Genomic DNA, 21,085 nt, shown 5'->3' on the forward strand with positions numbered 1-21,085 from the left:
CAGCAATAAAACACAATTTATGCTTACATTAGCAACACATAACTGTAAAAAACAGCATCTATGCATCTCCTTACAACGAAACCCAAGACAAAAAAAATTCCAAAAGATGAAGAATCAAGAAAATTTGAAAAAATTAAGACATTAGTATATTCAAATGCAGACTCTGCTTCTTTATCTGTTGCAAAAGAAATAGCAGAATTAATACAACAAAAGCAAAAAGAAGGCAAAAATGCTGTTTTAGGTCTTGCGACTGGGTCTACCCCAACTAAAGTTTATGACTACTTAGTTAAATTTCATGAAGAAGATAATCTAAGTTTTAAAAACGTAATTACATTTAATTTAGATGAGTATTTTCCGATGCAAGCAGACTCTATACATAGCTATGTTAGGTTTATGAAAGAACACCTTTTTGATCATATTGATATTAAAGAAAGTAATATTAATATTCCTGATGGAAGTCTTGAGAAAGAAGATATAAAAGAATTTTGTGAAACCTACGAAAAGAAAATTCTAGAAGTTGGAGGAATAGACATACAATTACTAGGAATAGGAAGAACGGGACATATTGGTTTTAATGAGCCTGGTTCCTCTCTAACAAGTAAAACTCGTATGGTACGTTTAGACCGTGTTACCTGTTTAGATGCTGCAAGTGACTTTTTTGGATTAGAAAATGTACCTTCCAAAGCCATTACAATGGGTGTTGGCTCCATTATGGAAGCAAGAAAAATTATTCTTATGGCATGGGGGGAAGGTAAATCTGAAATTATTAAAGAGGCTACAGAAGGGAAAATAAGAAAATCTGTCCCTGCAACTTTCTTACAACAACACAAAAACTGTGAATTTATAATAGATTTTGCTGCAGCTTCTTCATTAACAAGAATATACACACCATGGTTAGTAAGTGATTGTGAATGGACTGAAAATCTTATAAAAAAAGCATCTATTTGGTTATCCCAAAAAGTAAACAAGGCTATTTTAAAGCTTACAAATGAGGATTATAATGAACATGGAATGGGTAATTTAATTGCCGAAATTGGTTCTGCAGAACAAATAAACTTACAAGTATTTAACCAATTACAACGAACTATTACTGGTTGGCCAGGAGGAAAACCTAATGCCGATGATAGTAGCAGACCTGAAAGAAAATCTCCATATCCTAAAACTTCGCTTATTTTTAGCCCACACCCAGATGATGATGTTATTTCTATGGGAGGAACCCTATTACGTCTTGTAGACCAAGGTCACCAGGTACATGTAGCATACCAAACCTCAGGAAATATAGCTGTTTTTGATGATGAAGTAATTCGTTTTTTAGATTTTGCAAAAGATATTGACGAAAAAAACACAGAATTACAAGAAAAAATAAAACAGGTAAGAGCCTTTCTAAAAAATAAAAAACCGGGACAAATAGATAGTCCTGAAATTCAACAAATAAAAGGGCTCATTAGAAAGGGAGAAGCTCTTTCTGCTTGTAGATATTGTGGTGTTAAAGAAGAAAATGGTCATTTTCAAAACTTACCATTCTATGAAACAGGAACTGTTAAGAAAAAACCGCATTCTAAAGAAGATATTCAAATAACATATGATTTATTAAACAAAATAAAGCCTAATCAAATATTTGCTGCTGGAGATTTATCTGATCCCCACGGAACACACCGTGTATGTTTACAAATTATTTATGACGCACTACAAAGACTTGTTGAAGAAAAAGCAGATTGGCTAGATGATTGTTATGTTTGGTTATACAGAGGAGCATGGCAAGAATGGGATATTGCCGATATGGAAATGTCCGTTCCTATTGGTCCAAAAGATATGCAACGTAAAAAGAATGCAATTTTTAAACATCAATCTCAGAAAGATGCCGCGATGTTTCCTGGAAATGATGAGCGTGAGTTCTGGCAAAGAGCTGAACAAAGAAATACTGAAACCGCAAAAAAATACAATGCTTTAGGCATGGCAGAATATGAGGCAATGGAAGGTTTTGTTCGATATCATTTTAATTAATAGAAATATAATCTTAAAAAGGGCTATTTTAGTAAAAAATAGTCCTTTTTTGTTTTTCCTATGTCAAAATACTTGTTAGTTTTTCTCCTTACTACTATTCTTCTTTCTTGTAATTCTTTACAGTCATATAACAAGCATCCAAAAACCGAATTTAGAGGTGTTTGGATTGCCACAGTAGTAAATATAGATTGGCCAAAAAACGGATTAGATAACATAGAAAAACAAAAAAAAGATTATCTAGAAATATTAAATTTCTATCAAAATCTAAATTTTAATGCGGTTATAGTACAAGTTAGAGCTACAGGAGATTCTTTCTACGCATCGGATTATGCACCATGGTCTAGGTATTTAACTGGAGAAGAAGGAAAAGTACCAATACAAAATTTTAATATGTTAAAATGGATGATTTCTCAGGCGCATTCTCGCGGTATGGAATTTCATGCATGGCTAAACCCTTATAGAGCAACATTTGATTTAAATACAGAAGTTCTAAGTCCTACACATGATTTTAACTTACACCCAGAGTGGATGCTTAAATATGGTAAAAAAAATTATTACAATCCCGGATTACCAGAAGTAAGAGAAAAATTAGCTTCTATCATAAAAGAGGTGGTTCGTAAGTACGATATTGATGCTATTCATTTTGATGATTATTTTTATCCTTATAAAATTAAAGATCTAGTTTTTGAAGACCAATCTTGTTATGAATTTTACAAACAACCTAACCAAAAATTAGAAGACTGGCGTAGAAGTAATATAGATTCTTTAATAAAAAATGCGCATCAAACTATAAAAAAAGAAAAGCCATGGGTACAGTTTGGGGTTAGTCCGTTTGGAGTATGGAAAAATAATTCTACCGACCCAAAAGGTTCGGATACCAAAGCAGGAGTTACCACTTATGAAGATTTATATGCAAACCCATTATTATGGATGCAAAAAGGATGGGTAGATTATGTTATTCCGCAAGTATATTGGAGTATGAATTTACCCATTGCTTCGCATAGTAAAATAGTAAGCTGGTGGGCAAAAAACAAAAGTAATAGCAATATCTACATTGGTAATGGCGCTTATAAAGTTAGAAATAATAGCGATAAGGCCTGGGACAAGAAAAAAGAACTTCCTAACCAATTAAAACTATCAAGAAACACTAAAGAAATAGTAGGCAATGCATTTTTTAGTGCCAAATCTTTAATGCAAAAGAATACCGATGTTGTAAAAAACATTCAAAAAAAATACTATAAAAAAACAGCTCTTTCACCAATCTCCCCCTTAAAAAAAGAACCTATAAAAGAGATTAAAGTTAAAAATTTAAAAATAACATCAGACACTATTCATTTTTCTATAAATACAAACCATAATATTAGATATGCTTTATGCTATAATAGTGGTAAAAAACGAAAAGAAAGCTACCCTATTACTAAATTACATACCAAAATCCACATTAATACAAATCATCAATTTACAATTCCCTTAAAAGAATTAAAAAGCAAAAAACAGGTAGCGGTTAGTTTTTTAGACTATTACGGGCAAGAAAGTAAACCAATAGTATTAAATTTAAAACCATGATTAAAAAAGATAAAGGTGCTTGGGCATGGGTTCCTGTTTTATATTTTACGCAAGGTCTCCCTTATGTAATGGTAGTTACCGTATCTGTAATTATGTATAAAAAATTAGGAATTAGTAATTCCGATATTGGCCTATATACCAGTTGGCTATACTTACCATGGGTTCTTAAACCACTTTGGAGTCCTTTTGTAGATTTAAAAAGCACAAAACGCAAATGGTTTTTAGCCATGCAATTTTTAATTGCCTTAGCACTTTTAGGAGTTGGATTAACCCTACCAACTAATATTTTTTTCACTACAACCCTAGCCTGTTTTTGGATGGCTGCATTTGCATCTGCTACTAACGATATAGCGTCGGATGGGTATTATATGTTAGGATTATCCGAAAAAAAACAGTCTTTCTTCGTTGGTATGCGAAGTACCTTTTACAGACTAGCAATGGTTACAGGAGAAGGTTTAATAGTTATACTTGCAGGTTATTTAGAAACCAAATACGGTGATAGTACTAAAGCTTGGAGCATTACCATGATTGCTGCTGCTACACTAATGTTAGCTTTAACAATAGCCAACTTTTTTGCAGCTCCTAAATATGAAAATGAAGAAAAAAATAATGTAGACAAACCTCAAAGTTTTGGAACTATTTTAGGCTCTTTCTTTAAAAAACCTAATATTGGTATTGCCCTTGCTTTTATTCTTACATACCGTTTAGGAGAATCGCAATTAGTAAAAATGGCAGCCCCTTTTATGTTAGATGAAGTTTCTGAAGGCGGATTGGGGTTTTCTACCGAAAAACTAGGAACTTTATTTGGAACGGTTGGCGTAATAATGCTTTCTATTGGCGGAATTCTTGGCGGAATATTAATCTCTAGAGACGGACTAAAAAAATGGATGTTACCCATGTTGTTATCTTTAAATATTCCAAATATTCTTTATGCAATTTTAGCCGTAACAAAAACCACTAATATTATTGCCGTTACTGCAACAGTAGCTTTTGAAAAATTTGGTTATGGCTTTGGTTTTGCCGCCTTTCTAATGTATCTAATTTATATAGCAGAAGGAAAATCTAAAACGTCGCATTACGCAATTGCTACAGGTTTTATGGCTCTAGGGATGATGCTTCCAGGAATGATAAGTGGTTATATGCAAGAATGGTTAGGCTACGGCGGATTCTTTATTTGGGTAGTTATTGCAGCTCTCCCTGCTTTGATACTTTTAAAATATATTGAATACCCTGCAGAATACGGTAAAAAATCAAACTCATAGAATGCGTAATATCACTTCTTATACTCTAGCATCAGAATCTCTTAGCCTAAGAGAAAAAGTTGGGCAATTTTTTATGCCCGCTGCTTTTATTAATGATACTGAAAAAGAAATCTCTACGCTAGAAAACCTAATAAAAGAACAAGGAATTGGAGGATTATGCTTTTTTCATAGTAGAGCTAGTGCAGCCACAAATTTTGAAGGCAAGAAAAAAATAATTTACAATAAAGAAAGTTTACAAACTTTAAAAAAATTAATTAAAAGGTATCAAAAAGCAGCAAAACACCCCCTTTTAATTAGTATTGATGCGGAATGGGGATTAGCTATGCGTATTGAAAATACACCACAATACCCCTATACCATTTGTTTGGGAGCAATGACCAGTAATTTAGATTTAGTTGAAGCTGTTGGAAAAAATATTGCTTTAGATTGTAAAGATGCTGGTATTCATTGGAATTTAGCTCCTGTCGTAGATATTAATAACAACCCTAACAATCCTGTTATTGGTTACCGTTCTTTTGGAGAGAATAAAGAAAATGTTACCCAAAAAGCACTTGCTTTTATAAAAGGAACCCAAGAAGCAGGAATACTAACTAGTATTAAACATTTTCCTGGACATGGCGATACTGCTACAGACTCGCACTTAGATTTACCCTTAATAGATAAAACCAAAGAAGCTTTATGGGAAAACGAGTTATATCCTTTTAAAAAAGCTATTGCCTCTGGTATAGATTCTGTAATGGTTGGGCATTTATCGGTGCCTGCCTTAGCAAACGGGAGTACTATATCGTCCAGTATATCTAAAGACATTATTAAAAGTGTTTTACGCAAAGAAATGGGGTTTAATGGGGTCGTAATTTCCGATGCTTTAAACATGCATGCCGTTTCTAAAAACTATCCCAGAAAAGGAGAATTAGAAGGACTAGCTTTTGATGCTGGAAATGATATTTTATGTTTTGCGGAAAACACCAAAGAAGGTATAGAAACTATTCTAAAAAATGCAGATACAAAAACCATAGAAGAGAGTTTTAAAAGAATATGGTTATTAAAAGAAAAGGCAATAAATCAATTTAATAACAAAAAAGGAAGAAGAATAAGCCTTAGCTCTTTAAATAGTCAGATTGCAAAAAAAAGCATCACGCAACTACAAAACAATACTAAAGATTTTGATAAAAATTCTTTCGTAGGAATTAGTGTAAATTTCAGCAAAGACACTACTTTTTTTAATACCATTCAAGAAGAAAAAAAAATCGATTTTTATAGTTTAAATGATGCATCTATAACAGAAATAAAGTCAAAAATAAAAGATGTAAAAAACATTCTTTTAAACGTAGAACCTGCTAAAGTAAAGCCTCAAAACAAGTTTGATATTCCTGAAGAATACTGGACTTTTATAAATGAATTATTACATACTAAAAATGTAAAACTATACGTTTTTGGAAACCCGTATATTCTAAACCATTTAAACTATAAAAAAGCACAATCTGTAATAATTTCTTATCAAAACTTTGAAGAATTTAAAACTGTTGCCGCCCATCATTTTTTAGAAAAAGTGGAAGCAAAAGGAAAATTACCCATTTCTATAAAGTAAAGCATTATGAAAAAAACGTTTAATGTAATAGGATTAATGTCTGGCACTTCTTTAGATGGGTTAGATTTGGCTTACTGTCAAATTTCAGAAATAGACGGAGTATATCAATATACAATTGCAAAAACAAAAAGTGTAGACTATACTCTAGAAATGAAAAGCAATCTTAAAAATGCTATTCATTTACCAGCTCTAGGATTGCTTGAATTAAACAATACGTACGGAACTTGGCTAGGAGAACAAGCAAAACTTTTTATTGAAGAAGAAAATTTAGAAGTTGATTTTATTGCTAGCCATGGGCATACTACCCACCACCAACCAAAAAAAGGAGTTACCTATCAGATTGGGAGCGGGCAACATTTAGCAAATGCTTGCAACAAAGTGGTAATTAACGATTTTAGAACTAATGATGTTGCTCTCGGTGGTCAAGGAGCTCCATTAGTTCCTATTGGAGATATGCTATTTTTTAAAGAATATGATTTTTGCTTAAACCTTGGCGGTATTAGTAATATTTCTTTCCAAAAAGGGAAAGATAGAATTGCTTATGATATTGGATTGGCTAATATGCTACTAAATTATATCACTCAAAAAATAAATTTAGCTTACGATAAAGGTGGAGATTTAGCACGTTCAGGAAAACTAAATCAAAATTTATTAGATAGCTTAAGTGCTTTAGAATTTTATAAACTACCCTACCCAAAATCTATTGGATACGAATGGTTTTTACAAGAAGTTATTCCATTAATAGACAAAACAGAAGACACTATTCCTAATCTATTACATACTGCAGTGGTACATATATGTAATCAAATTACAATACAAATAGAGCAAAACATTTCAAAAAAAAACAACCAGCTTTTAGTAACTGGAGGTGGAGCCCTAAACTCATTTTTAATAGACACTTTAAAAAAGGAATTACAAAACACGACAACAGTAATTATACCTTCTAAAACCGTTATAGAATTTAAAGAAGCTTTAATTTTTGCTTTAATGGGGGTTTTAAAACATCAAAACAAAACAAATGTACTTAGTTCCGTTACTGGAGCTATAAAAGACTCTAGTTCTGGTGTAATTTTTTATCCGCAATAACTTCTACAGTCAAATTATAGTACTTTATTGTTATTTACAGATAATATTTGCTGTATAAGCAAATCAATTCTTAAATTGTTACAGATTATATAATAGTACTTTTTTTAACAGTATATATTTATGAATAGCAAAAAAGAGAAAGCATCTGCTTATTGGAAAGAAAATATAAGATATTTAACAGTTCTACTTACTATCTGGTTTTTGGTTTCTTTTGGAGCTGGAATACTATTTAGAGAAACCCTTAATGAATTTCGCCTAGGAGGTTTTAAACTAGGTTTTTGGTTTGCGCAACAAGGTTCTATATATGTTTTTGTTGTTCTAATCTTCATATATGTTAAACTAATGAATAAGCTTGACAAGAAGTACGGCTACGACGAATAAAAATCTCACCTAAAAACAAAATAATATGAGCGTTCAAGTATGGACATGGATTTTAGTTGGGGTAACTTTTTCCCTTTATTTTGGAATAGCAATTTGGGCACGAGCAGGGTCTACTAAAGAGTTTTACGTTGCAGGTGGTGGTGTTTCTCCCCTTGCAAACGGTATGGCTACAGCAGCAGATTGGATGAGCGCCGCCTCCTTTATTTCCATGGCTGGAATTATCTCTTTTGCAGGCTATGATGGCTCTGTATACCTTATGGGATGGACTGGAGGTTATGTCCTGCTTGCCTTACTCCTAGCTCCTTATTTGCGAAAATTTGGCAAATTCACAGTACCAGATTTTATTGGGGATCGCTACTATTCTAACACCGCAAGAACCGTAGCTATAATATGCGCATTAATTGTGTCTTTTACTTACGTTGCAGGACAAATGAGAGGTGTTGGCATTGTTTTTTCACAATTTCTTCAGGTAGATATTACACTAGGTGTTATTATTGGTATGGCTGTAGTTTTAATATTTGCTTTTTTAGGAGGAATGAAAGGGATAACCTATACCCAAGTAGCACAATATTGCGTCTTAATTTTTGCTTTTATGGTTCCTGCCTTTTTTATCTCTATGCAAATGACAGGAAACCCAATTCCACAATTTGGCATGGGTGGAAAAGTTGAAGGAGGCACTTTTTTATTAGACAAATTAGATACGCTACACACGCAATTAGGTTTTAATGAATATACTAGTGGAACAAAATCTACATGGGATGTTTTTGCAATTACTTTAGCTCTAATGGCCGGTACTGCAGGATTACCGCATGTAATTGTACGTTTCTTTACAGTTCCTAAAGTTAAAGATGCTCGTAAATCAGCTGGATACGCCTTATTATTAATAGCTATTTTATACACCACAGCACCTGCAATTGCGGTATTTTCTAGAACTAATTTAATTGAAACAGTAAGTAATAAAGAATACAACACTATCCCAGAATGGTTTAAAAATTGGGAAAACACAGGCTTAATTGCTTGGTCCGACAAAAATAAAGATGGAAAAATTCAATATGTAGCAGGAAGCGCTATATCAAGTAAAAAGCCAGTTTTCACAAATGAAAGAGGCATACATGGAGAACGTTTAATTTCTAATGCAAATAACGCTACAAATGAGCTTTATGTAGATCGCGATATTATGGTTCTTGCAAATCCAGAAATAGCAAACTTACCTAATTGGGTTATAGCTTTAGTTGCGGCTGGTGGTTTAGCAGCTGCACTATCTACAGCTGCAGGTTTATTACTTGTAATATCTACTTCTATTTCTCATGACTTAATTAAAAAGCAGTTAAAACCAAACATTTCTGAAAAAGGAGAACTATTAGCTGCGCGTATTGCAATAGTAGTAGCAATAATAATTGCTGGAATTTTTGGAATATACCCGCCAGGATTTGTCGCCGCCGTTGTTGCTCTTGCATTTGGATTAGCTGCTGCATCCTTTTTTCCTGCCATTGTATTAGGTATTTTTGATAAACGCATGAATAAAGAAGGTGCCATTGCTGGTATGGTCGTAGGAATATCTCTTATGCTATTTTATATGATTAGATACAAAACAGGATTAATCGGTGTTATGGATCCAAGGCCAGCGAGCGAGTGGTGGTTTGGAACCTCTCCAGAAGGTTTTGGAACATTTGCGATGCTTGTTAATGTTATTGTTTCTGTTATCGTTTCTAGAGTTACTCCTGCCCCACCTAAAAATGTTCAAGAAATTGTAGAAAATATTAGAATTCCAAGTGGCGCTGGTGAAGCCGTATCCCATTAATAAAAAAACACAACGCTTATATAGTTTGAATTTTTAGAAGAAATATTTACTTTAGATTCTTCTTGCTTAAATCAATAAAAAACCCATGAGTAATTACCATATAAAACATTTAGAAGAATACTATCAAGTCTACAGAAAATCTGTTCGTAATCCAGAAGCTTTTTGGGAAGAAATTGCTGAAGAGCATTTTATTTGGAGAAAAAAGTGGGACACCGTTTTAGACTGGGATTTTACTAAACCTGAAGTAAAATGGTTTGAAGGTGCACAACTAAATATCACTGAGAACTGTATTGATAGGCATTTAACTACTCGTGGAGATAAAACAGCTATTCTATTTGAACCAAATAACCCTAAAGAAGAAGCATTACATATAACTTACTCTCAGTTGCACGAACGCGTTTCTAAAATGGCAAATGTTCTAAAAGAGCAAGGCGTAAAAAAAGGAGACCGTGTTTGCATTTATTTACCAATGATTCCAGAATTAGCAGTTGCGGTTTTAGCATGTGCTAGAATTGGAGCTATACATTCAGTTGTATTTGCAGGGTTTTCTTCTAATGCACTTTCTACAAGAATTAACGATTCGGATTGTAAAATTGTACTAACATCTGATGGTTCTTATAGAGGCTCTAAAACTATAGATTTAAAAGGTATTGTAGATAAAGCTTTAGAAGATTCTCCAGGAGTTACTAGTGTCTTAGTTGTAAATCGTATTAATTCAGGCATTACTATGAAAGAAGGAAGAGACCAATGGCTACAACCTTTATTAGATGATGCTTATGGTGATTGTGTTCCTGAAATTATGAATGCAGAAGACCCTTTATTTATTTTATATACCTCTGGTTCTACAGGAAAACCAAAAGGAATGGTACATACTACAGCTGGTTATATGGTATATACAGCCTATACGTTTAAAAATATTTTTCAGTATAAAGAAAATGATATTTATTGGTGTACTGCAGATATTGGATGGATTACAGGTCACTCCTATATTCTTTACGGTCCACTAGCAAATGGTGCAACTACCGTTATGTTTGAAGGCGTGCCTTCTTTCCCAAATTATGGTAGATTTTGGGAAGTTGTAGAAAAACACAAGGTTAATCAGTTTTACACAGCTCCAACTGCTATTAGGGCTTTAGCAAAGGAAAACTTAGAATATGTAGAAAAATATGACTTATCTTCTTTAAAAGTTTTAGGCTCCGTAGGAGAACCTATAAATGAAGAGGCTTGGCATTGGTACAATAACAACGTTGGCAAAAAACAAAGTCCAATCGTAGATACTTGGTGGCAAACAGAAACTGGTGGAATAATGATTTCGCCAATACCTTATGTAACCCCTACTACCCCAACTTTTGCCACACTTCCATTTATTGGTATTCAACCGGCACTTATGGATGAAAACGGTAAAGAAATTAAAGGAAATCAAGTAGATGGAAGATTATGTATTAAATTCCCTTGGCCATCCATAGCCAGAACCATTTGGGGTAATCATGAGCGTTATAGAAATACTTACTTTTCTGCCTACCAAAATAAATATTTTACTGGTGATGGTGCCCATAGAGATGCTGTTGGCTATTACAGAATTACAGGAAGAGTAGATGATGTTATTATAGTCTCAGGACATAACTTAGGAACAGCTCCAATTGAAGATGCTATTAATGAACACCCTGCTATTGCAGAGTCTGCTATTGTTGGTTTTCCTCATGATGTAAAAGGAAATGCGCTTTATGGTTATGTAATATTAAAAGAAACAGGAGAAAGTAGAGATAGAGAAAATCTTAAAAAAGAAATAAACCAACAAATTACGGAACATATTGGACCTATTGCAAAATTAGACAAAATTCAATTTGTACCCGGCTTACCAAAAACACGTAGTGGTAAAATTATGCGTCGTATTCTTAGAAAAATTGCTAGTAAAGACACTAGTAATTTAGGAGATACAAGTACTTTGTTAAATCCAGAGGTAATAAAAGATATTATGGAAAATTCTTTATAAGTAATACCCAAAACTGCTAACAACCAAACATGTTTTTTTAAAAGAACAATGTTTGGTTTTCTATGCTAAGACAATTCTTTGTTTTCTTCTAATAAGAATAAAAATAAACAAAGAGAAAAAACCACAAACAGCCAACCCAGCAAATAAAGGCCAAACTGTATTCTCTACAAAACTACCAACATATGTTGCTATTGGTATAGATATTACTGTAGATATAAAACCAGTAATTGCAGCCCCTATTCCAGCTATATGACCAATAGGCTCCATTGCAATAGAGCGTAAATTACCAAACAAAAACCCTAAACTAAAAAATTGAGTAGCTAAAAAAACTATTAGAACAATAACATTAGGATTTGGAGAGTTCCAAAACAAAACTACATATAACAAAGACACTCCAAAAAATAAATAGAGTGCCATAAACGCTAATTTTTGCATTCCAAATTTTAGGACTAAACTTCCATTTAAAAATGTTGCAATACCAATAGAGATAGCTAATCCTGCAAAAATATATGGAAATTCATCGACCAAATCATATTGCGTTTCAAAAACTTGTTGCGCAGCACTTAAATACACTAAAAAAGAACCTGTAATTAAACCAGATATTATAGTAAAAGCAATAGTCTTTCTATAACGTACAAGCTCTTTTAAACCATCAAAAAAAACATGCCTAGTAAAAGGTATTTTATATTTTGGTTTTAAAGTTTCTGGTTGTCTTTTCCAAAACCAAATACACACTATTAAAGAGAAAAACAGTTGTATATAAAAAATAGATTGCCATCCAAAATTATTCAAAAAAGCTTTTCCTATAGCTGGCGCAATCACTGGTATTAAAATAAAAAAAGCGGTAACAAAAGACATTACCTTTGCCATATAATCTCCTTTATAAGTATCTCTAATAATAGATATACTTATAGACCTAGCTGCAGACAATCCTATACCTTGCAAAATTCTACCAAAAACCATCCATGACATAGATGGTGCAAAAACACAGATAAGACTTGCAATAAAAAACACTCCAAAACCAATGTAAATCATAGGTTTTCTGCCATAACTATCAGATAAAGGCCCAAAAAATAATTGCCCAACTCCCAAACCTAAAAAAATCATGGTAACGAGTTTTTGATTTTCGGTATCTCCTAAACTATTAACCGCTATACCTATATCTGAAAGTGCTGGTAAAATTGCATCAATAGCCAAAGCCGTAATAGACATTAACGATGCCATTAAAGCAACAAACTCAAAGTTTGGTTTCACATTCTCATTCTCCATGATACAAAGGTACTTATATGCTATATAGTAAATAGATTATTTATCATTAAAAAACGTATCTATTAATAGATTTTATGAATACAAAAAGTAAAAATATTGCGTTTTTATTAGTTGTTTATAATTTAAATAATCCCATACTTATTTTTTAGTTTCATTAAATAGCAAATACTTATTTTTGTATAAATTGTTATACATGTTAATTATAGGTATTGCTGGAGGAACAGGTTGCGGAAAAACTACCGTTGTTAATCAAATAATGAATGAATTTCCTAAAGAAGAAGTTGGTATTATTTCTCAGGATTCATACTACAATGATTTATCTCATCTAACTATTGAAGAACGAAAAAAAACAAATTTTGATCACCCATCTGCTATAGATTTTGATTTATTAGTAGAACATTTAGAATTATTAAAATCTGGTCAATCTATAGAACAGCCGGTTTATTCTTTTATTAAATGTAATAGAACAAAGGAAACTCTTGCAACGCAACCAAGAAAAGTAGTCTTAGTAGAAGGTATTCTAATTTTAACCAACTCTAAAATTAGAGAAATGTTTGATATTAAAATTTATGTGCATGCAGATTCTGATGAAAGATTAATTCGTAGATTAAAAAGAGATACCACAGAAAGAGGTTGGAGCTTAGATGAAACTCTTGATTGTTACCAAAACACATTAAAACCAATGCATGACCAGTTTATAGAACCTACTAAAGAATATGCAGATATTATTATTCCAAATAATAAATATAATACGGTAGCTATAGATATAGTACGCACTATAATAAATGATAAATTATCCTAAAATGGGATTAGCAGATTTAAGAAAAAAACCTTGGTTTAAAATAATTACTAACGCCTATGTGTTAGTACTAACTGTTTTTGTTATTTGGATGCTATTTATTGACACCAATTCTTTATTAATTCATTTAGAATTAAAAAAAGAAATTAATAAACTAGAAAAACAAAAAGAGTTCCTAAAGGAAGAGATTGCAAAAGACAAAGTAATTATTGATAAACTTTCTGACGCTAAAGAATTAGAAAAATTTGCAAGGGAAGAGTACTACTTAAAAAAGAAAAACGAGGAAATTTACTTAATAGAATATGAGGATAGCCTAAAAACCATGAATAAACTTCCGTAAATATTTTTTCTCTAAAAAAACACAAAAAAGACCTCTACAAACTCTTATTTTACAACACTTTAACGCTATTTAACACAATCTGTTATACTTATTCACTTTGTGTTAACAAAATCGTTTCTAGAACACCACAAATAATTGTATTTTTACATCCTAACTTACTTTACAATGGGCAAGATAATTGCTATAGCAAATCAAAAAGGTGGTGTAGGTAAAACTACAACCACGGTAAACCTTGCGGCATCGCTAGGGGTACTAGAAAAAAAAGTGTTATTAATTGATGCTGACCCCCAAGCTAATGCTACATCTGGATTAGGTATAGATGTGGAAAGTATTGAGCTAGGAACATATCAATTATTAGAACATACAAAAACTGCAGAAGAAACCATTATTGAAACTACATCCCCAAATGTAGATTTAATTCCGTCTCATATAGATTTAGTAGCCATTGAAATTGAGCTAGTAGATAAAGAAGAGCGAGAATACATGATGAAAAAAGCTATCACAAGGCTTAAAAAAAAGTATGATTATATTTTAATTGATTGTGCTCCATCTTTAGGCTTGCTAACACTTAATGCTTTAACATCTGCAGATTCTGTTATAATACCAATTCAATGTGAATATTTTGCATTAGAAGGACTAGGTAAATTATTAAACACCATTAAAAGTGTTCAAAAAATACACAATCCAGATTTAGATATAGAAGGCATGCTGTTAACTATGTACGATTCTAGGTTACGATTATCCAATCAGGTTGTAGAAGAGGTTCGAAAACATTTTGGAGACATGGTTTTTGAAACTATAATTCAAAGAAATGTGCGCCTTAGTGAAGCCCCTAGTTACGGGGAAAGCATTATAAAATATGATGCTAGTAGTAAAGGAGCTGCCAACTATTTAAACATGGCTAACGAAGTAGTAAATAAAAATAAGGAAATTGCGTAATGGCAAAAGCAACAAAAAAACAGGCTTTAGGAAGAGGTTTATCTGCATTGTTAAAAGATCCAGAAAACGACATACAATCTGCAACAGATAAAAATGCAGATAAAGTTGTTGGGAATATTGTGGAGCTAGAGCTAGAAAGTATAGAGGTTAACCCTTTTCAGCCAAGATCCTATTTTAATGACGAAGCATTAAATGAATTAGCAACATCTATAAAAGAATTAGGAGTTATACAGCCTATAACTGTTCGTAAGTTAGATTTTAATAAATATCAATTAGTCTCTGGAGAAAGAAGATTTAGAGCTTCTAAACTTATAAATCTTCAAACTATACCTGCATATATTCGTATTGCTAACGATCAAGAATCGTTAGAGATGGCTTTGGTAGAAAACATACAAAGACAAGATTTAGACCCTATAGAAATTGCCTTGTCTTACCAACGCCTTATTGATGAAATAGAACTTACTCAGGAAAAATTAAGTGATCGCGTAGGTAAAAAACGTTCTACAATTGCAAATTACTTAAGACTTTTAAAGTTAGATCCAATTATACAAACTGGCATGAGAGATGGTTTTTTAAGCATGGGTCATGGTAGAACTCTAGTGAACATAGAAAAAAATAAAGATCAGATAGCGCTATATGAAAAAATTGTTTCTGAAAATTTGTCCGTAAGAGAAACAGAAAAAGCGGTAAAAAAATATCATGAAGAAAAAAAACCAAAAAAAATAACAACACCAACGACAGAAACCTTAAAAACACCTGAATATATAGTAAAAGGAGTTACAAACTTATCTAACTACTTAGATGTTAAAGTAGACATTAAACCAACCTCGGGAAATAAAGGAAAAATTACGATTCCATATACATCCAAAGAAGATTTTAAACGAATAAAAAAAATAATCCTAGGTGAATAAATACCTAATTACAGCAATTATTCTAATCTTATTTTCTTGTTACACTTTTGCTCAAGAGGGTAATAAAGAAGTAGATAGCACAACTACGCAGGTTAATATAGATAGTGTAAAAACTAATCTAAAAGATAAAGGTGTTGTTATTGATTCTAAAAAAAATAAGAAAAAAAGAAACATTAACCCTTTAGCACCTAGCAAGGCTGCATTTTACTCCGCAATTTTACCAGGATTAGGACAAATTTATAATAAACGCTACTGGAAAGTTCCTATTGTATATGGTGCCATAGGAGCAGGAATTTATTCTTATAAATTTAACAACGATCTTTATGACCGCTTTAGAGTTGCATTTAAAAGAAGAAAAGCCGGATTTTTAGATGATGAATTTTATAATCCTAATGGGGAAAATGGTAATACAAATCCAAATTTTTCTGATACAGTTTTACAAAATAAACAAGAAGATTTTCAAGAAGCAAGAGACTTGTCTCTAGTAATTACAATAGCTCTTTATATCTTAAATATTGTAGATGCTAATGTAGATGCACACTTACAACAATTTAATGTCAGTGATGACCTTAGCGTAGATTTTAAACCTTATTTAAATTTAGACCCAATTAGTAACAATCCAAATTATGGAATGGGACTAACAATTAATTTTTAACTTATGAGAATAGCATTATTTGGATACGGAAGAATGGGAAAAATGATTGAGCAAGCTGCTCTAAATAGAAATCATAACATTGTAGCCAAAATAGATATAGATACTAAAGAAATAGATTTTTCTTCTTTTGATGTTGCCATTGATTTTAGTATGCCTACTGCTGCTTATGGTAATATTACTAAATGCCTAGAAAACAATGTTCCTATTATTAGTGGTACAACAGGTTGGTTAGATAATTATGATAAAGCAGTTTCTCTATGTAAAGAAAAAGAAGGAGCCTTTATTTACGCTTCTAATTTTAGCTTAGGTGTTAATGTCTTTTTTGAGTTAAATGAATATTTAGCTAAAATGATGAAAAACCTTAAACAATATAATGTGTCTATGGAAGAAATTCACCATACACAAAAACTAGATGCTCCAAGCGGTACTGCTATTACTCTAGCGGAAGGCGTTATAAATAATTCAGATTACACTAAATGGAAATTAGATGAGTCTGGTGACAACCAAATCCCCATTACAGCCAAAAGAATAGAAGCTGTACCTGGAACACATACTGTTGCATATAATAGTGATATTGACAGTATAGAAATTAAACACACTGCGCATAACAGGGAAGGGTTTGCCTTAGGAGCAGTTATTGCTGCAGAATGGATTCTTGGTAAAAAAGGAAATTTTACTATGAGAGATGTGTTAAACCTAGGTTAATATTTGTAACATAAACATCTTTTTAGCACTAATACAAAATAATTAAAGACTTAAAGAGTGCATTGCACTTTTAAAATAGAAAACAAATAGCATTTATATGGATACTACACAGTGGATTATTTTTATACTTATAGTACAGGTTATTCATTTTTTAGGAACTTGGAAACTATACGTTAAAGCTGGAAGAAAAGCATGGGAAGCTGCTATACCTGTTTATAATGCAATTGTATTAATGCAAATTATAAATAGACCAAAATGGTGGACTATACTTTTATTCATACCTATTATTAACTTATTAATGTTTCCTGTTATTTGGATAGAAACCATACGAAGTTTTGGAAGAAATAGCCTTATTGAATCTTGGTTAGTTGTTCTAACTCTTGGTTTTTACATATACTATGTAAATTATTTACTAGATGTAAAGTATATAGAAGATCGTAGTTTACAACCAACAACAGCTTTAGGAGAATGGGTTAGCTCTATTGTTTTTGCAATTGTAGCAGCAACATTAGTACACACTTATTTTATACAACCTTATGTAATTCCAACAGGTTCGTTAGAAAGAACATTGCGTGTGGGCGATTTTCTTTTTGTAAGTAAGTTTCATTATGGAGCAAGAACACCTATGACTACAGTCGCGGCACCAATGGTTCATGATACACTTCCTGTTGTTGGCACACGTTCATATTTAAACAAACCGCAACTTCCATACTTTAGACTACCTGGTTTCACAAAAGTTAAAAAAAATAATATTGTTGTATTTAGCTGGCCCGCAGATACAGTTCGTGTTTTCTTTAAGAGAGAAAAAGGGGTAAAAAAACCTATTGACAAAAAATCTAACTATGTAAAGCGTTGTGTAGGGACCCCTGGAGATTCTTTAGAGATTATAGATGGTTATGTTTTTATTAATGGGAAACAACTAAAACTGTCTGATAGAGCTAAACCTCAGTACGACTATATGGTGTACAGTCAAAAAGGAGTTTCTTCACGCCTACTAAAAAATATAGGGGTTGTAGATTTAACTAGAAAATATCTTTCTGACCCAATAAACCAAGAGCAAGCACAAATTATACAAGAATATCTTTTAGGATATAACCAAACAGAAGATGGTAAACTAGAATTATATACAAAGCATTTAGGCATCCCAACTAAAGTTATTCAAAAAGCAAGACTCTCTTTAAAAGAGATTACAGAAAGGCAGCGTTTAGTTGCTTTAACCAACGAAATGGTATCTAAATTAAAGGCAGACACTTCTATAGATTCTGTGGTAAGACAAGTTGAACCAAAAAATAGTAGAGGTGCAAACATTTTTCCTCAAAACCCAAACTATGCTTGGAATAACGATAATTTTGGACCAATCTACCTTCCAAAAAAAGGAGTTACTGTCCCGTTAGATTTAAACATACTTCCTATTTATAAAAAAATAATTAAAGATTACGAAGGAAACAAAATAAGTGTTTCTGGAAATCAAATTAGTTTAAATGGTAAAGTTGCTACAACTTATACTTTTAAACAAGATTATTATTGGATGATGGGAGATAATAGAGACCATTCTGAAGATAGTAGAACATGGGGGTATGTTCCAGAAAACCATATTGTTGGAACTCCAATTTTCATTTGGATGAGTTTTGATAACTTTACAGACGGCTTTAAAAACTGGAAAATTAGATGGGATCGTGTATTTACTACGGTAAATGGCGATGGAGAACCAAGGTCTTATTTTAAATTCTTTTTAATAGCATTAGTTGGGTGGTTCGTATTTGACTTTTTCCGTAAGAAAAGAAAAAACAAAGCCTAACTTTTGAAGTACTTACTACATCCTGCTTATATTCCAAACTTAGTAACTTTTGCTGTTATTGCTCAAAAAGAAGTCTATTGGGAATACATGGACAATTATCAAAAACAAACCTATAGAAACAGAGCTTATGTTTGTGCAGATCGTGGTAAGCACATATTAAACATTCCTATTATTCATTTAGGAAAAAATAAAGAGAAGCAAAAATATAAGGACATTAAAATAGACAACTCATATCCTTGGCAAAGGCAACATTGGCGAACTTTAGAAACCGCTTACAGGTCCTCCCCTTTTTTTGAGTTTTACGAGGATGAAATACAACCACTATACACTACAAAATTTGAAAGTTTATTAGAGTTTAATTTAAAAACTATTGAGGTTGTTTGTGATTGCCTCCAGTTAGAAATACCTAAAGAAAAAACTACAGAGTATAATACTAAATTAGAAGAAGTAGATGTCGTAGATGTTAGGTTTTTAATAAATGCTAAAAAAGAGCCTACTTATACTGCTAAAGAATACATTCAAGTATTTAGTGACCGTAATAGTTTTATCCCTAATACAAGTATTCTGGACCTTTTATTTAATGAAGGAACCAATGCACTTATGTATCTAAAGGAAATAAAATTAGACTTCTTACATGCTTAGATTTGTAATACATTATGGTATACATTTTATAGTTCCCATTATTATTGCTTTGGCATTCTACAAAAAAGATAAAACCTTTGCTATTGTTGTTCTTTTAGCAGGAATAGTAATTGATGTGGACCATTTTTTTGCAACTCCTGTATTTGATTCTATGCGTTGCAGTATTAACTATCATCCTTTACATACCTATTGGGCAATAGCCATATATATAGTATTATTTCTTTACAAAAAAACTAGGATATTTGGATTAGCACTTCTCATTCATATTCTTGCAGATCTAGCAGACTGCTATATGATTACTTTAAACTAAATGAAGCCATTACTGGAAAATGGTCTGAGTATTTAACATTAAAATTCTTATGCGATTCTACAATAATTCCTTTATCAGCAAGAATAAAATCTATCCGAATAGGCAATCCATGATAATTATATGTTCTACCATAACCACTCCCCTTTTCCTCAAAAGTATCTTTAAGACCTCCTCTAATTAAATTATATATTCTAGAATATTGCCCATTGTTAAAATCTCCACAAATAATTTTTTTATAGTTAACTACTTTTGCATGTTCAGAAACTAATAAAGCTTGCTCCTCTTGTTTTTTAAATACATCTCCCAATTGTTTATATAACTTTTCTGGAGGCTTGGTAGATAAAACTCCTTTACCTGGTGTAATACCCAAGGATTCTAAATGTAAATTATAAATTCGCAATGTATCTTTTTCGTATAAGACATCAGTATAAATACCATTGTTATAGCTTTTAGGGAAATTTAAATTTCCTTTAGAAACAATAGGAAATTTTGAATAAATAGCTTGAATGACTTTATCTCTTTTAACTCCAAACTCAAAATCAACATAATTGTAAGGGTATGCATCTAATTCTCCACTTCGTATTCTTTTATAATCGAACTCCTGAAAGCAGATAATATCTGGGTTTTGTTTTGATATAAAATCTATTATATTAATACCGTTTTCTTTTTCTTGCTCTTTATCATTTTTCTCTCCTACCCCTTGAAAACCATAAGAATTAAATGTCATTATTTTTATATCTTCTTTAGAGTCCCTTGCAGATTCTCCCCTAAATTGCACAAAAGAACCTAGAATTAAATAACCAACTGCTAAAGCTCCAATTAAAAACAAACTTCTTTTAAAACTAGTAAATACCCAATAAATAGCAAAAAGAATATTTAGTACAACTAAGGCCGGCACCCCTAAACTAATAAATGAAAACAAAGGGATTAACTTAACTGGAAAATAAGGAATTACACAAGCCAACAGCAACAGTAAAGCCAATAATACCGCAATAAAATAAATAAGTTTTTGAAATATAGATAGCTTCTTCACTCT

At 31.9% G+C, this 21,085-nt stretch carries 19 protein-coding genes; 17 read left to right on the plus strand and 2 right to left on the minus strand.

Annotation, left to right across the window (positions count from 1 at the left end; translation table 11 throughout):
* Window positions 1-60 precede the first annotated feature (60 nt).
* From nagB to acs, 8 genes are all read left to right on the plus strand, one after another.
* Window positions 61-2,004: a glucosamine-6-phosphate deaminase gene (nagB, locus tag Q0945_RS13465; RefSeq protein WP_299435444.1), complete on the plus strand. Its 1,944-nt coding sequence runs from the start codon at window positions 61-63 to the stop codon at window positions 2,002-2,004.
* A 72-nt stretch (window positions 2,005-2,076) separates the two neighbouring features.
* On the plus strand, window positions 2,077-3,570 hold the full coding sequence (locus Q0945_RS13470) for a family 10 glycosylhydrolase (RefSeq protein ID WP_299435446.1): 1,494 nt from the start codon (window positions 2,077-2,079) through the stop codon (window positions 3,568-3,570).
* Window positions 3,567-4,832 carry an MFS transporter gene (locus Q0945_RS13475; protein WP_299435448.1) on the plus strand — a complete coding sequence of 422 codons (1,266 nt, stop codon included), beginning with the start codon at window positions 3,567-3,569 and terminating at the stop codon, window positions 4,830-4,832. Before Q0945_RS13470 ends, Q0945_RS13475 begins: the two co-directional genes overlap by 4 nt.
* 1 nt (window position 4,833) lies before the next feature.
* Window positions 4,834-6,420, plus strand: a complete 1,587-nt coding sequence (locus Q0945_RS13480; protein ID WP_299435450.1) for a glycoside hydrolase family 3 N-terminal domain-containing protein — start codon at window positions 4,834-4,836, stop codon at window positions 6,418-6,420.
* A gap of 6 nt (window positions 6,421-6,426) precedes the next feature.
* A complete protein-coding gene (locus Q0945_RS13485) occupies window positions 6,427-7,506 on the plus strand; it encodes an anhydro-N-acetylmuramic acid kinase (RefSeq protein WP_299435452.1) in 1,080 nt (359 codons plus the stop codon).
* A 120-nt stretch (window positions 7,507-7,626) separates the two neighbouring features.
* Complete coding sequence (locus Q0945_RS13490) at window positions 7,627-7,887, plus strand: DUF4212 domain-containing protein (RefSeq protein ID WP_299435454.1); 261 nt, start codon at window positions 7,627-7,629, stop codon at window positions 7,885-7,887.
* 25 nt (window positions 7,888-7,912) lie between these two features.
* A complete protein-coding gene (locus tag Q0945_RS13495; protein ID WP_299435456.1) occupies window positions 7,913-9,688 on the plus strand; it encodes a sodium:solute symporter family protein in 1,776 nt (591 codons plus the stop codon).
* A gap of 85 nt (window positions 9,689-9,773) precedes the next feature.
* Window positions 9,774-11,681 (plus strand): acetate--CoA ligase, encoded by a 1,908-nt coding sequence (gene acs / locus Q0945_RS13500; protein ID WP_299435458.1) that lies wholly within the window; start codon window positions 9,774-9,776, stop codon window positions 11,679-11,681.
* Between the two features lie 60 nt (window positions 11,682-11,741).
* On the opposite strand, the gene Q0945_RS13505 is transcribed toward acs, so the two are convergent.
* Complete coding sequence (locus tag Q0945_RS13505; RefSeq protein WP_299435460.1) at window positions 11,742-12,950, minus strand: multidrug effflux MFS transporter; 1,209 nt, start codon at window positions 12,948-12,950, stop codon at window positions 11,742-11,744.
* Window positions 12,951-13,143: 193 nt separating this feature from the next.
* Here Q0945_RS13505 and udk point away from each other — a divergent pair, with 193 nt between their 5' ends.
* The 9 genes from udk (at window position 13,144) to Q0945_RS13550 (ending at window position 20,049) form a co-directional block, all read left to right on the plus strand.
* Window positions 13,144-13,752, plus strand: a complete 609-nt coding sequence (gene udk, locus Q0945_RS13510) for a uridine kinase (RefSeq protein WP_299435462.1) — start codon at window positions 13,144-13,146, stop codon at window positions 13,750-13,752.
* 1 nt (window position 13,753) lies between these two features.
* Window positions 13,754-14,089, plus strand: coding sequence for a septum formation initiator family protein (locus Q0945_RS13515; protein ID WP_299435629.1), 336 nt, complete (start codon window positions 13,754-13,756; stop codon window positions 14,087-14,089).
* A gap of 165 nt (window positions 14,090-14,254) precedes the next feature.
* Window positions 14,255-15,028 carry an AAA family ATPase gene (locus Q0945_RS13520; protein ID WP_299435464.1) on the plus strand — a complete coding sequence of 258 codons (774 nt, stop codon included), beginning with the start codon at window positions 14,255-14,257 and terminating at the stop codon, window positions 15,026-15,028.
* Window positions 15,028-15,939 carry a ParB/RepB/Spo0J family partition protein gene (locus Q0945_RS13525; RefSeq protein WP_299435466.1) on the plus strand — a complete coding sequence of 304 codons (912 nt, stop codon included), beginning with the start codon at window positions 15,028-15,030 and terminating at the stop codon, window positions 15,937-15,939. Before Q0945_RS13520 ends, Q0945_RS13525 begins: the two co-directional genes overlap by 1 nt.
* Entirely contained in the window at window positions 15,932-16,594 is a 663-nt protein-coding gene (locus Q0945_RS13530; protein WP_299435468.1) for a DUF5683 domain-containing protein, read from the plus strand. The genes Q0945_RS13525 and Q0945_RS13530 overlap by 8 nt, the downstream gene beginning before the upstream one ends.
* A gap of 3 nt (window positions 16,595-16,597) precedes the next feature.
* A complete protein-coding gene (dapB, locus tag Q0945_RS13535; protein WP_299435470.1) occupies window positions 16,598-17,299 on the plus strand; it encodes a 4-hydroxy-tetrahydrodipicolinate reductase in 702 nt (233 codons plus the stop codon).
* Window positions 17,300-17,396: 97 nt separating this feature from the next.
* Window positions 17,397-19,097: a signal peptidase I gene (lepB, locus tag Q0945_RS13540; protein WP_299435472.1), complete on the plus strand. Its 1,701-nt coding sequence runs from the start codon at window positions 17,397-17,399 to the stop codon at window positions 19,095-19,097.
* A gap of 3 nt (window positions 19,098-19,100) precedes the next feature.
* Window positions 19,101-19,739 carry a WbqC family protein gene (locus tag Q0945_RS13545; protein WP_299435474.1) on the plus strand — a complete coding sequence of 213 codons (639 nt, stop codon included), beginning with the start codon at window positions 19,101-19,103 and terminating at the stop codon, window positions 19,737-19,739.
* A complete protein-coding gene (locus Q0945_RS13550) occupies window positions 19,732-20,049 on the plus strand; it encodes a DUF6122 family protein (RefSeq protein WP_299435476.1) in 318 nt (105 codons plus the stop codon). Before Q0945_RS13545 ends, Q0945_RS13550 begins: the two co-directional genes overlap by 8 nt.
* Here the strand turns inward: Q0945_RS13550 and Q0945_RS13555 are convergent.
* Window positions 20,036-21,082: an endonuclease/exonuclease/phosphatase family protein gene (locus Q0945_RS13555; RefSeq protein WP_299435478.1), complete on the minus strand. Its 1,047-nt coding sequence runs from the start codon at window positions 21,080-21,082 to the stop codon at window positions 20,036-20,038. The two genes, Q0945_RS13550 and Q0945_RS13555, sit on opposite strands and share 14 nt — an antisense overlap.
* Window positions 21,083-21,085 lie beyond the last annotated feature (3 nt).

The organism is uncultured Maribacter sp. (genome assembly GCF_947500405.1).
Lineage (GTDB): Bacteria > Bacteroidota > Bacteroidia > Flavobacteriales > Flavobacteriaceae > Maribacter_B.